Origin of the sequence: Herbaspirillum sp. YR522 (assembly GCF_000282575.1) — a bacterium.
In the GTDB taxonomy this organism is placed as follows: Bacteria; Pseudomonadota; Gammaproteobacteria; order Burkholderiales; family Burkholderiaceae_D; genus Herbaspirillum.
Map to the genome: position 1 here is coordinate 1 of NZ_AKJA01000071.1, position 12894 is coordinate 12894.

The 12894-nt window shown below is 64.5% G+C and carries 10 protein-coding genes; 2 read left to right on the forward strand and 8 right to left on the reverse strand.

The window, feature by feature from the left end; translation table 11 throughout:
* Positions 1 to 179: 179 nt before the first annotated feature.
* From PMI40_RS11195 to argH, 6 genes are all read right to left on the reverse strand, one after another.
* The gene (locus PMI40_RS11195) at positions 180 to 911 is read right to left on the reverse strand and encodes an ABC transporter ATP-binding protein (RefSeq protein WP_008115269.1); all 732 of its coding nucleotides are present in this window, start codon (positions 909 to 911) and stop codon (positions 180 to 182) included.
* Positions 908 to 1669, reverse strand: coding sequence for an ABC transporter ATP-binding protein (locus PMI40_RS11200; RefSeq protein WP_008115270.1), 762 nt, complete (start codon positions 1667 to 1669; stop codon positions 908 to 910). Before PMI40_RS11200 ends, PMI40_RS11195 begins: the two co-directional genes overlap by 4 nt.
* The gene (locus PMI40_RS11205) at positions 1669 to 2547 is read right to left on the reverse strand and encodes a branched-chain amino acid ABC transporter permease (RefSeq protein ID WP_008115271.1); all 879 of its coding nucleotides are present in this window, start codon (positions 2545 to 2547) and stop codon (positions 1669 to 1671) included. Before PMI40_RS11205 ends, PMI40_RS11200 begins: the two co-directional genes overlap by 1 nt.
* 4 nt (positions 2548 to 2551) lie before the next feature.
* Entirely contained in the window at positions 2552 to 3433 is an 882-nt protein-coding gene (locus PMI40_RS11210) for a branched-chain amino acid ABC transporter permease (RefSeq protein WP_008115272.1), read from the reverse strand.
* Between the two features lie 191 nt (positions 3434 to 3624).
* Positions 3625 to 4782 (reverse strand): ABC transporter substrate-binding protein, encoded by a 1158-nt coding sequence (locus PMI40_RS11215; RefSeq protein ID WP_008115273.1) that lies wholly within the window; start codon positions 4780 to 4782, stop codon positions 3625 to 3627.
* Positions 4783 to 5129: 347 nt separating this feature from the next.
* The gene (argH, locus tag PMI40_RS11220; protein WP_008115274.1) at positions 5130 to 6530 is read right to left on the reverse strand and encodes an argininosuccinate lyase; all 1401 of its coding nucleotides are present in this window, start codon (positions 6528 to 6530) and stop codon (positions 5130 to 5132) included.
* 381 nt (positions 6531 to 6911) lie between these two features.
* On the opposite strand from argH, the gene PMI40_RS11225 reads away from it, so the two are divergent.
* Positions 6912 to 7736, forward strand: a complete 825-nt coding sequence (locus tag PMI40_RS11225; RefSeq protein WP_008115275.1) for an HDOD domain-containing protein — start codon at positions 6912 to 6914, stop codon at positions 7734 to 7736.
* 82 nt (positions 7737 to 7818) lie between these two features.
* On the opposite strand, the gene PMI40_RS11230 is transcribed toward PMI40_RS11225, so the two are convergent.
* Together PMI40_RS11230 and ppc are read right to left on the reverse strand one after the other, a co-directional pair.
* The gene (locus tag PMI40_RS11230) at positions 7819 to 8760 is read right to left on the reverse strand and encodes a dienelactone hydrolase family protein (protein ID WP_008115276.1); all 942 of its coding nucleotides are present in this window, start codon (positions 8758 to 8760) and stop codon (positions 7819 to 7821) included.
* A gap of 315 nt (positions 8761 to 9075) precedes the next feature.
* Positions 9076 to 11988, reverse strand: coding sequence for a phosphoenolpyruvate carboxylase (gene ppc / locus PMI40_RS11235; RefSeq protein WP_008115278.1), 2913 nt, complete (start codon positions 11986 to 11988; stop codon positions 9076 to 9078).
* A 209-nt stretch (positions 11989 to 12197) separates the two neighbouring features.
* On the opposite strand from ppc, the gene hemC reads away from it, so the two are divergent.
* Positions 12198 to 12894: hydroxymethylbilane synthase (hemC, locus tag PMI40_RS11240; protein ID WP_040501929.1), on the forward strand; the 697-nt coding region annotated here is incomplete at its 3' end.

Genomic DNA, 12894 nt, shown 5'->3' on the forward strand with positions numbered 1-12894 from the left:
CTACCAATTCCGCCACGTGGGCCTTGTCAGACACTGCGTTGAAGCTGCTGTGCTTGAAAGAGGCTGCATATTAAAGGCAAACATGCAGGTGGTCAACAGCTATTTGAATTTATTTACTAATAAATTAATCCCCACAGCCGATCACGCCAGCCAGGCAGCAATCAACCACCTCACGGCGATCAACCACCCAAATAAGCCTCGACCACCTTCGGGTTGCCCAGCAGGTTGGCGCCACTGTCAGCCAATACGATCTTGCCTGTTTCGAGTACATAGCCACGCTGTGCAATACGCAACGCCTGGCGTACGTTCTGCTCCACCAGCAATACCGTCATGCCGGTCTTGTTGATCTCTTGCACGATGCGGAAGATCTCCTGGATGATCAGCGGCGCCAGGCCCATCGACGGTTCGTCCAGCAACAGTACACGGGGCTTGGCCATCAGCGCCCGGCCAATCGCCAGCATCTGCTGCTCGCCACCCGACAGGTTGCCTGCCAGCCCGGCCGCGCGGTTCTTCAATACCGGGAACAGCGAGTACACCCAGTCGAGATCGCGTGCCACACCGGCCTTGTCACGGCGCGTGTAGGCGCCCAGCGTGAGGTTCTCTTCGACCGTGAGCGTGGTCAGCGTGGCGCGGCCCTCCGCCACCTGCACCACGCCAGACTCGACGATGCGGTGCGGCGATAACGGCAGCAGATCGCGGCCATCGAGCAGCACCCGGCCGCGCTGCGCCTTGACCAGACCCGAGATGGCCAGCAGCGAGGTGCTCTTGCCGGCGCCGTTGGCGCCCACCAGGGCCGTGATCTCGCCTTCGTTGAGGGACAGGCTGATGCCCTTGACGGCCTCGATGTGGCCGTAGGCCACGGCCAGGTCTTCCACCTGCAGGATCGGGGTCGGGGTTCCTGTCTGGCTCATGCTTCTTCCTTGCCGAGGTAAGCCTCGATCACTTCCTGGTTGTTCTTGATCTGGTCCGGCGTGCCTTCGGCGATGATCCTGCCGAAGTTGAGCACGGCGATGCGCTCGCACAAGCCCATCACGAAGCGCATGTCGTGCTCGATCATGAAGATCGAGAACCCGCGCTGCTTGATGTTGACGATCTCGGCCATCAACTCGGTCTTCTCGGCCGGGTTCATGCCGGCTACCGGTTCGTCCAGCAGCAGCAGCTTGGGCCGGGTGGCCAGCGCACGGGCAAATTCCAGCTTGCGCTGCTCGCCGTAGGACAGGCTGTCGGCCAGCATGTGGGCCTTGTGGTCCAGGCGCACCCACGACAGCAGTTCCAGCGCCCGCTCGCGTGCCTGTTGCTCGACCCGGCGGAACGAGCCCAGGTTGAGCAGCAGGCCCGCCACACCATAGTCGAGATGGTCGTGCATGCCCACCACCACGTTCTCGAGCAGGCTCATTTCCTTGAACACGCGGATGTTCTGGAAGGTGCGGGCGATGCCGCGTTCGGTGATCTTGTGCGGGGCGACGTGGCCGATGTCCTCGCCGTTGAAGGCGATGCTGCCGGAGGACGCCCGCAGCAGGCCCGTGATGAGGTTGAAGACGGTGGTCTTGCCGGCGCCGTTGGGGCCGATCAGGCCAAAGATCTCGCCTTGCTTCACATTGAAATCGACTCCCTGCAACACTTGCAGGCCACCGAAGTTCTTGCTGATCTGTTTCAGTTCGAGGAGCATCAGTTCACCTTCTTGTCGGCGTTGTTGCGGCCCAGGAAGGCACGGATGCGGCGCGGGTCCCAGATGCCCTTGGGCAGGTACAGCACCACCAGGATCAGGATCAAGCCGTTGATGGCCAGACGGAACTCCTTGAAGTGACGCAGCACTTCCGGCAGCAGCGACAGGATGGTCGAACCGATCATCGGGCCGATCAGGTTGCTGGTGCCGCCGAACACGGCCATGGTCAGGATGTCGACCGCGTTCTCGAAGCCGTAGTTGTTAGGGCCGATGGTGAAGGTGAAGTGCGCATTGAGGCCGCCCGCCACGCCGGCGATGGCCGCGCCGATGACGAACGCCAGCAGCTTGTAGCCAGCCACGTTGACCCCCATCAGCCGGGCTGCGACCTCGTCTTCCTTGATCGCCTCGAAGGCACGGCCGATCTTGGAACGGCGCAGTCGCGCCAGGCAGTAGATGGTCACGCCCAGCAGCAGCACGATGTGCCACCACTCGGTAATGGGCGGCACGCCATTGAGACCCATCGGGCCGCCGGTGACGTCGAGGTTGAGCACGATCACGCGCACCACTTCGCCAAAGCCCAGCGTGGCCATGGCCAGGTAGACCCCGGACAAGCGCAGCGTGGGAATGCCGATCACCAGCGCCACTGCCGCCGGCAAGGCGCCGCCGGCGGCCAGCGCCAGCCCGAAGGGCAGCTCGAACTGCATCGTCAGCAGCGAGGCCGTGTAGGCGCCGATGCCCATGAAGGCCGCGTTGGCCAGCGACAGCAGGCCGCACGACAGCGTGACGTAGATCGACAGGGCCAGCATGGCATTGACGCCGATGCTGAAGATGACGGTGTTGTAGGTGGCCCAGAAGCCATCCCACCATTCGATGAAACTCATGGTCTTATGCCTTTCTTTCCAGCACTTTGCCAAACATGCCGGACGGCTTGACCAGCAAGATCAAAAACAGCAGGCCGAACGCCACCGCATCGCGGAAGTCGCTCGAGATATAGGCCACCGTCAGCACCTCGGCAAAGCCGAGGAACAGGCCGCCGATCATGGCACCGCGGATATCGCCCATGCCGCCCAGGATGATCACGGCGATGCCCTTGTGCAGCATCGGCTGGCCCATGAACGGCGAGATGGCGTTGAACGACACGCCTACCAGCACGCCGGCGGCGCCGCCCAGGGCGGCGGCGGCAAACGAGGTCAGCAGGAACAGTCCTTCGACGTTGATGCCCAGCAGGTAGGCCGCCTTGGGCGATTCGGCGATGGCGCGCAGGGCACGGCCCAGCTGCGTCTTGCGCATCACGGCCAGCAGCACCAGCATCAGCACGAAGGCGATGACCACGATGGCCACTTGTACCGCGGTGATGTGCAGGTGACCCAGCGAGACGCTTTCCTCGGGGATGGTGCCGACCGGAAAACGCTTGTTCTCGGCGCCGAAGATGCCCTGCGCGATGTTGGTGATCATGATCGCCACGCCGATGGTGGCGATCATCGGAATCAGGTGGGGTGCATTGCGACGACGCAGGGGCTTCAGCACCAATACGTCGATGACCAGGCCCAACAGGCCCGTGGCCACCATGGCCAGTAGCAGCGCCAGCCACAAGGGCAGCGCCATTTGCTCGACCAGCAGCAGGGCGGCGTAGCTGCCCAGCATGAAGATCGCGCCGTGCGAAAGATTGATCACGCCGAGCACGCCGAAGACCAGCGTGAAACCGAGCGCGAAGAGCGCGTACACGCTGCCCAGCGAGAGGGCGTTGATGAGCTGTTGTTCTAACATAGGGCTTGCTGAAAGGTGATGGGACGTGGCGCCGCATGGGAGGGGCGCGCGTTGTTTCCCTCGTTACAGCGGAAGGTCTCGGCCGTTCCCCGGCCTGTTTTGCTTTCCGTCCTGGTTCGCCGGATGGCAGCCGGCGGTCATGGTTGGGTCCGCCGCGCCCACGCCGGGCGTGGGCGCGGCAACACTTGCGCTTACTTCAACAGGACGAACTTGCCGCCCTTGGCGATGTTGACGATGGCTTCCTGGTCGGCGTCGTAACCGACCTGCTTGCCGGCCACTGCCGGCGCCGCACGGAAGGCGAACTTGCCGGTCGCGCCTTCGATCTTCACCGCAGGCAATGCCACGCGCAGCGCGTCACGATCCTTGGCCAGGTTGCCCGACAGCTTCACGTGCTTCAAGGCTTCGGCCACGATATACAGCGCATCGTAGGCCTGTGCCGCGAACTGGTCCGGCTCCGAGCCGAACTTGGCCTTGAACGCGGCGATGAACGCCTTGTTGGTGGCGGTCAGGTTCTCGGACGACCATGGGCTGCCCATCAGGGTGTTGTCGCCGGCATCCTTGGCGATCTCGAACAGCTTCGGCGAATTCAGGCCGTTGCCGCCGATGAACGGTTGCTTCATGCCCAGGGCACGGGTCTGCAGGATGATGTTGGCGGCTTCCTCGGCCAGGCACGAGCAGACGATGGCGTTGGGGTTGCCTGCCTTGATCTTGGTCAGCTGGGCCTTGAAGTCGACGTCACCCTTGGCATAGGCCTCGGTGGTGGTGGTCGGGATCTTCTGCTGTTCCAGCGTGGCCTTGAATACATCGTAGCCGCTCTTGGTGAAGGCATCGTCGTTGCCATAGATCACCGCGACCTTCTTGATGTTGAAGTGCTTCACGGCGGCCTTGACGGTCACGGGCAGCACGTCGGCTTCCATGACCGAGTTGCGGAACGTGAACGGGCCCATCGCGGTGATGCCGTCAGCGGTATTGCTGGTGCCGAACGCGACCACCTTGGCGGCGTTGGCGATCGGGTCGGCGGCAAAGGCCGAATTGGACAGGGTAGGGCCGAACACGGCCAGTACCTTGTCCTGGAAAATCAGTTTCTTGAAGACGTTGATGGCTTCTTCCTTCTTGCCTTGTTCGTCTTCCACCACCAGTGCCAGCTTGTCGCCATTGACGCCGCCCTTGGCGTTGATTTCCTCGGCAGCCAGCGTGAAGCCGTTCTTGATGGCCACACCATACTTGGCGGCCGGGCCGGTCAGCGCTTCGGCAACGCCCAGCTTGATGTCGGCGGCCAGTGCGCCGTGCGACAGGGTAACGCCCAGCAGCAGCGCGGGCAGGGTCTTGAGCATGGTATTGAATTGCATCGAGTTCTCTCCTCAGTGTGATATTTTAGGAATTGCCTTCCCTTTTCCCGCATTCGATCATGGTGCGGGCCTTCCAAAGGAATTCCTTCATCGAGGACGATGCCTGGGTGCCCGGGTAACGGGACTTGCGCACCTTCCTCTGCGAACTTCTCCGCGCCGGCGCGGGGTGAGCCGCGGCCGATGCGAACCGGTTCAAGGCCGGGGTACGGCCTGTTTCGATACCAGTCGGCACGCAGGCCAATAGCGCCTGGTGTCGACCTTTACAACCCACCTCGACACACCCGGGTAGGGCGCACGGCGGCGGTAAGCGAATCCGCCACCCGAGGGCGGCAGGCAGTGGTGCTTACTTAGATCTTGTCCAGTTCATTGCGCAGGTGCGCAATGGCGGCGCGCACCTGGTTCGGTGCGGTGCCGCCGATATGGTCGCGGGCGGCCACCGAACCTTCGAGGGTCAGTACCGCAAACACGTCATCGCCGATCAGGCTCGAGAACGCGCGCAAGTCGTCCAGCGACAACTCGGCCAGGTCGCAGCCGCGGTCGACGCAACTGCGCACGGCCAGCGCGACGGCCTCGTGGGCATCGCGGAAGGGCAGGCCCTTCTTGACCAGGTAGTCGGCCAGGTCGGTGGCGGTGGCGTAGCCTTGCAGCGCGGCGGCGCGCATGGCGTCCGGCTTGACGCTGATGCCGCGTGCCATGTCGGCGAAGATGCGCAGCGTGTCGGTGAGCGTGTCGACCGTGTCGAACAGCGGTTCCTTGTCTTCCTGGTTGTCCTTGTTGTAGGCCAGTGGCTGGCCTTTCATCAGGGTCAGCAGCGCGATCAGGTGGCCGTTGACGCGGCCGGTCTTGCCGCGCGCCAGTTCGGGCACGTCCGGGTTCTTCTTCTGCGGCATGATCGACGAGCCGGTGCAGAAGCGGTCGGCGATGTCGATGAAACCCACCCGCGGGCTCATCCAGATCACCAGTTCTTCGGACAAGCGCGAGACATGGGTCATCACCAGCGCGGCGGCGGCGCAGAATTCGATGGCGAAGTCGCGGTCCGAGACGGCGTCGAGCGAATTGCGGCAGACATCGTCGAAACCCAGCGTCCTGGCCACGCGCAGGCGGTCGATCGGGAACGTGGTGCCGGCCAGGGCGGCGGCGCCCAGCGGCAGGCGGTTGATCCGCTTGCGGGCATCGGCCATGCGCTCGGCGTCGCGACCGAACATCTCGACATAGGCCAGGACGTGGTGGCCGAAAGTGATCGGCTGGGCCACCTGCATGTGGGTGAAGCCGGGCAGGATGGTGTCGGCGTGTTGCTCGGCCAGGTCGACCAGCGCGTGGCGCAGGTCGTGCAGCAGGCCCAGGATGTCGTCGACCGCGCCGCGCATGTAGAGGCGGATATCGGTGGCCACCTGGTCGTTGCGCGAACGGCCCGTGTGCAGCCGCTTGCCGGCGTCGCCGACCAGTTCGGTCAGGCGCTTTTCGATATTGAGGTGGACGTCTTCGAGATCGAGCAGCCATTCGAAGCGACCGGCATCGATCTCGCCCTTGATCTGGGCCATGCCGCGATTGATCTCGGCGTGATCGGCGGCGCTGATGATGCCCTGGTGCGCCAGCATCTCGGCGTGCGCCAGCGAGCCCTGGATGTCGACCTGCGCCAGGCGCTTGTCGAAGAACACGGACGCGGTGTAGCGCTTGACGAGATCGGAAACGGGTTCGGAAAAGCGAGCCGACCAGGCTTCGCTCTTTTTTGCAAATTGGTCTGTCATAGTGGGAACTGTCGGAGAATGGGCGATTATAGCAAGCGTGGCCGCGTCGGGCCACGTGAAGACGGCTAGAAATGCTGCGCTTTGCGGTTTTTTCGCATTCCGGATTGGGTGCGGTGCAAAAAATGCGCGTTGGCGCGACCCCGCGCGGCGGGAGCGGGGAAGGGCGGGTTTCCTGAAAATTTCCGCATGGAATCGTTCGTTGCATTTTTTGCTCGCGCCCTTGCGCGGCGCGCAAAAAAGCTTGCTCGATTGGCAAATGGTGCAGCTATACTCGTTGCGCAATGACCGTGCCGGCAGTGGTGTCTTCAAACGTGCCGGCCGAGTGGCAAGCGCTGCAAGAATGGAAAGATGTTCGGGGGTCGTCTTACAGGAGAGAAGGTCATGAAATTGGAAGCATTGTTTGAGCAGCAAAATGCATTGCCCAGCATTCCGAAGGTGGTGCAGGAAGTCATCGAAAGCTTCAACAACGAATCGGTCTCGATTGAAGAGATCGGCAAGAAACTGGCGGCAGACCAGGTCCTGAGCGCCAAGATCCTGCGCCTGGCCAATTCGTCCTACTATCATGTCTCGCGCACCATCGGCACCGTCGAAGACGCGGTCATGATGCTCGGCTTCATGACCGTGCGCACGCTGGTGGTCAGCACCGGCATGGCCGGCAGCTTCAAGAAGCTGCCCGGCGTCGACCTCAAGCTGTTCTGGCGCTACAGCCTGGACACCGCCGTGGTGGCCAAGTGGCTGGCCAAGCGGCAGAAGGTCAATTCCGATTTCGCCTTTACCGTGGGCCTGATGCACGCCATCGGTCAACTGGTGATCCACGCCGGCGCGCCCGAGCAGGCGCTGGCGGTCGACAAGCTGGCCGGTCCCCTGGATCCGCGCCGGCTGGATGTAGAACGGCAGTCGTTCGGGTTCGATTTTTCCGAGGTCGGCGCCGAGCTGGCCAAGCGCTGGCGGTTCCCGGATGCCTTCTCGGAGGTCATCAAGAACTTCCCGCAGCCGCTGGCAGGCCAGTTCGACACCGTCACCGCTATCGTCCACCTGGCAGCCTGGCGCGCCCGCGCCGAGGAAAACAAGTATTCGGCCGACGAGCTCGAGTCGACCTTCCCCGGCGACGTCGCCGCCAGGCTGGGCCTGCAGTTGAGCGTGTTCACCGAAGAAATGCCACCGCTGGCCGAGTTGAGCGAAGGCATGCAGGAGCTGGTCAACTGACCTGGCCACTGCCGCCCGCAGCCCAATAAAAATGCCGGTCCCACGCAAGTGGGCCGGCATTTTTCATGCGCGCTGGCGCTGCCTACTTCAGCTTGACTTCGAGGAAGTTGAGCATCGAACGATAGGCCTGGCTGCGCGCATCCGGATTGCCGCCGCTGGTGACGCCGTCGGCCGCACGCTTGCCGGCACCCACGATGTCCATGCGCACATGTACCGGCAGGCCCGGTGCATCGAAGTCGTGGAAGGTGTCCGGGTACAGCCGCAAGGCGATCTCGGTGTCGCTGCCCTGCATGCGCTTTTCGATCGCTTCGCAGGCCTGCGGCGGGGTCCAGTCGTCGTTCTCGCCCATCAGGATCAGCAGCGGCGCGGCCGGCTTGAAGGGCGAGCCCGGCTTGGCATACGGCTGGCAGTTGGGATAGAAGGCCACGGCCGCGCGCGGCTGGATCTTGCGCACCGCGACGTCGGTCTCGGCCAGGTTCATCGCCGCCAGCACCGTCGAGGCGCCGTGCGACCACCCCAACAAGGCCACCCGCGACATGTCGACATCGGGTTGGGTGCCGACCCAGTGCAGGGCCGCCTGCACATCGAAGCGACGGTTCATGGCGCTGGCTTCGCGTTGGGCCACGCTGTCCTGGCAGGTCGAGCGACGGCCGCGGGGCGTGAAGCTATCGGGAAAGAGCACGTTGTAGCCGGCGTCGGTCAGCACCCGCGCCATGGCCAGGTGGCGCGGCGTGAATTCGCCGCGGCCATCGCGCACGATGCTGTACAGGCCGCCGCAGCCGTGCATGGCAATCACGGTGGGCGACTTGGCCTTCCGGTCGGTGGCCAGCGACTTGCGGGACTTGATCCAGACCCCGTACAGCGCGGTGCTCTTGCCGCCCTTGGCATCGGTGCTGGTGAGCGACACCCGTTCGGCCACCAGCGGCGGCGGTGGCGCCGAATTGGGCGCGGCGTGGGCGCGCAACGCAACAGCGGCAAGGCCGCACAGGAGGAGCGAGACGAATGATGATCGCCGGTCGAGCATGTGTTTGGTTTCCCCGTATCGATGTGTCGCGTCGTCGTTCTCGATCTGTCCCCGAACTGCGCCCCATTGATGCCTTGGCAAGATCAACGGGGCGCCGGCGACGACTGCGAATGAAATCTGATGAGACCCTATTCTACAAAATTGCCATGGCCTGGCAGCACTGCGCTGCCATATTGCAACGCAAAAAGATGATCCGGCGCATGCCGTCGCGAGTCGGTGTCGACCCGCCACAACACAGTTGCCGAAGCATCAAATGCCACCCTGACCACAGGTTATCGACCGGGCATCGGAAATCTTGAGACGCGGCGTTCCATCTCAGCCGGTATTGCGCAATCCGGCCGCCACGCCGTTGATGGTCAGGTGGATGCCGCGCTGTACCCGCTCTTCCGGTTCCCGTCCCGCGGTAATGGTGGCCCGGTGGCGCTTGATCAGTTCGACCTGCAGGTGGTTCAGCGGGTCGAGGTAGGCGAAGCGGTTCTTGATCGAGCGCGCCAGCATGGGGTTGGCGGCCAGCCGTTCCTTGTTGCCGGTGATGGCGCTGAGCATGGCGCCGGTGCGCTCGTGTTCGTCGACGATGCGCCCGAAGATGGCGTTGCGCAGCTTGCGGTCGGCCACCAGCCCGGCGTAGCGCGAGGCCACGGCGAGGTCGGTCTTGGACAGCACCATGTCCATGTTCGACAGCAGGGCGGCGAAGAACGGCCATTCGCGACACATGGCGCGCAGCGTCGCCAGCCGCTTGGCGTTGTCGCGGGCATTGCCGGCCTCGGCCAACCAGCCCGAGACGGCGCTGCCGAATCCGTACCAGCCCGGCAGCAGCAGGCGGCACTGGCCCCAGGAGAAGCCCCAGGGAATGGCGCGCAGGTCTTCGATACGGCGGCTCGCCTTACGCGAGGCCGGACGCGAACCGATATTGAGCTGGGCGATCTCGGCAATCGGGGTGGCGGCGAAAAAGTAATCGGTAAAGCCGGGGGTCTCGTAGACCAGGTTGCGATAGCCTTGATACGCGCGCTGCGACAGGTCGTCCATCACGCGCTCGAATTCGGCCAGCTTCCTGGCCTGCTTGCCGTCGGTGGCGTGCGGCATCAGGCTGGCCTCCAGGGTGGCCGCCACCAGCAATTCGAGGTTGCGCCGCCCGATCTCCGGATTGGAAAACTTGGAGGCGATGATCTCGCCCTGCTCGGTGAGCCGGATCTGGCCGTTGACGGTGCCGGCCGGCTGGGCCAGGATCGCCTGGTAGCTGGGGCCGCCGCCGCGACCGACGGTGCCGCCGCGACCATGGAACAGGCGCAGCGTCACACCGGCCTGGTCGAACAGCTCCACCAGCTGGTTCTCGGCCTTGTACAGCTCCCAGTTGGAGGTCAGAAAGCCGCCGTCCTTGTTCGAGTCGGAGTAACCCAGCATGACTTCCTGCAGCTTGCCGTGTCCCTCGATGAGCGGGGCCACCTGCGGCAGCGTCAACCACTGGCGCATGATATCGGCCGCGCAGCGCAGGTCGGGAATGGTCTCGAACAGGGGGATCACCATCAGTTCGAGCCCGCGCAGGCGCTGGTTCTCGACCTGCAGCAAGCCGGTCTCCTTCTGCAGCAGCAGCACCTCGAGCAGATCGGAGAGGGTCTCGGTATGCGAGATGATGTAGTTGCGGATGGCGCGTTGGCCGTAGCGGCGGCGGATCTCGCGCGCACTGCGCAGGATCGCCAGTTCCGACACAGTCTGGTCGCTGTAGTCGACATAGGGCGAGTGCAGCAGGCGCGGGCGCGCCAGCTCGGCCAGCAACAGCGCCACCTTGGCCTGCTCGTCCAGCGCGGCGTAGTCGGGCTCGACCTCGGCCTTGGCCAGCAGCTCCGACAATACCTGTTCGTGTACGTCCGAACTCTGGCGCATGTCCAGCGTGGCCAGGTGAAAGCCGAAGATTTCCACCGCGCGCCGCAAGCCCGCCAGGCGCGGCTTGACCAGCGCGGCGCCATGATGGGCACGCAGCGACGCCACCAGCACGTCGAGCTCGGCCAGGCACTCGTCGGGGCTGGCGTAGGGAGTGGCGCTGCCGACTTCCTGGCGCAGGATGTTGACCACGCCCAGGCCGCGCGCGGTCGCCGCCAGCCGGGCGTAGACGCCGATCAGCGCGCGCCGGTAGGGCTCGTCGGCGCGGTGCTCGGAATGGTCCGGGGAGGCATCGGCCAGCTGCAGCAGCTCGGCACTGGCATCGACCATCAGGGTCGAGATCGACAGTTCTGCGCCCAACGCATGCACCTCTTCCAGGTAGTGGTCGAAGATGGTGGTCGATTGACGCTTCAAGGCGTGCTGCATGGTCGATGCATTGACGTTGGGATTGCCGTCACGGTCGCCGCCGATCCAGCTGCCCATCTGCAGGAAGGGCGGCAGTTCGGCCTGGTGCGCCCGCTGCTTGCCGCGCGCCGGGAACTGGCTGTCGATCTCGCCTTCGATATCGTCGTACAGCGCCGGCAGCTCGCGCAGGAAGGTGATGCGGTAGTACGACAGCGCGTTTTCGATCTCGTCGGCCACGCTCAGCTTGGTATAGCGCAGCATGCGGGTCTGCCACAGCGTAGCGATGCGCGCTCGCAGCAGTTCGGTGTAGTGGCGCAGCTCGCGCGGGGTGTGCGGGCCATCGCGCTCGGCGACCAGGCGCGCGATCTCGCGTTCGGCATCCAGGATGCTCTTGCGCTGCACTTCGGTCGGGTGCGCCGTCAGCACCGGCGAAATCAGGGCATTGCCCAGCAGCGCGCGCACCTGGGCGCCGGAGCGGCCGGCGTCGTCCAGCCGCGACAGGGCATAGGCAACGCTGCCCGGTTGTGCCGCCGAGCCGGCCAGCAGGTGGGCGCGGCGGCGTCGGTTGTGGTGCTGGTCTTCGGCGATGTTGGCCAGGTGCGAGAAATACGAGAAGGCGCGCACCACCGAATTGGTCTGGTCGCGGGTCAGCTTCTTGAGCAGCTTGTCGAGTTCGGCGCCGGCGCGGGCGTCGGACTCGCGGCGAAAACGTACCGCCGTCTGGCGAATCGTCTCGACCACCTCGAACACCACATCGCCTTCCTGCTCGCGCACCACTTCACCCAGCAGGCGCCCCAGCAGGCGGATATCCTCGCGCAGTGGAGCGTCCTTGTCGGTGCTGCGGCCGCTGCGCGCCGCAGCGCTGGCCGAAGGGGAAGCGGAGGCGCCGGCGGTGGCGGGCGGGGAAGAGGGGGCGCTGCGTCGGGTTTGTCTTGTGGTGGCCATGATCAACGTCTTGCGGTTTTCGAGGGGGAAAGTCGGGCTGTCGGATCGCACTGCAAATCGGTTCGGGGTCAGCGGTCGATACGCTGCATGCTAGAATTTGTCTCCATATTTCCCTTGTCTTTAATCATTATTCGGTCTGGGATTGCCGGTCGCGCGCTTTCTTCATGGTTCACGGCCGCCTGTGCCATGACCGGATCGGAAAGCGCCTCTTGAAAGAATTCCCTCCTTCCAGCATCGTCATCGTCTCGCGCGAGAGCCGGCTTGCCATGTGGCAAGCGGAATATGTACGCGACCGTCTGCTCGAATTATATCCGCAGTGCAGCATCGAAATTCTCGGTACCACCACCCGCGGCGACCAGATCCTCGACCGGACGCTGTCCAAGGTCGGCGGCAAGGGGTTGTTCGTCAAGGAACTCGAAGTGGCGATGGCCGAGGGCCGGGCCGACCTGGCGGTGCACTGCCTCAAGGACATGCCGATGGACCTGCCCGAAGGCTTCGAGCTGGCCGCCGTGCTGGAGCGCGAAGACCCGCGCGACGCTTTCGTCTCTAACCAATATGCCGCGTTGTCCGAGTTGCCGGCCGGGGCGGTGGTCGGCACCAGCAGCCTGCGCCGCCAGGCGATGATCGCCGCGCGCTATCCGCACCTGGTGGTCAAGCCTCTGCGTGGCAATCTCGACACCCGCCTGGGCAAGCTCGATCGTGGCGACTACGCCGCCATCATCCTGGCCGTGGCCGGTCTCAACCGGCTCGGCCTGAAGTCGCGCATCCGCGAGTGGCTGGCACCCGAGGTGAGCCTGCCGTCGCCGGGGCAGGGCACGCTGGCCATCGAGATCCCCGAGGGGCGCGAAGACATGCGACGCGCGCTGGCGCCATTGCACGACGCGGTGGCGGCGGCCGCGTCGGCCG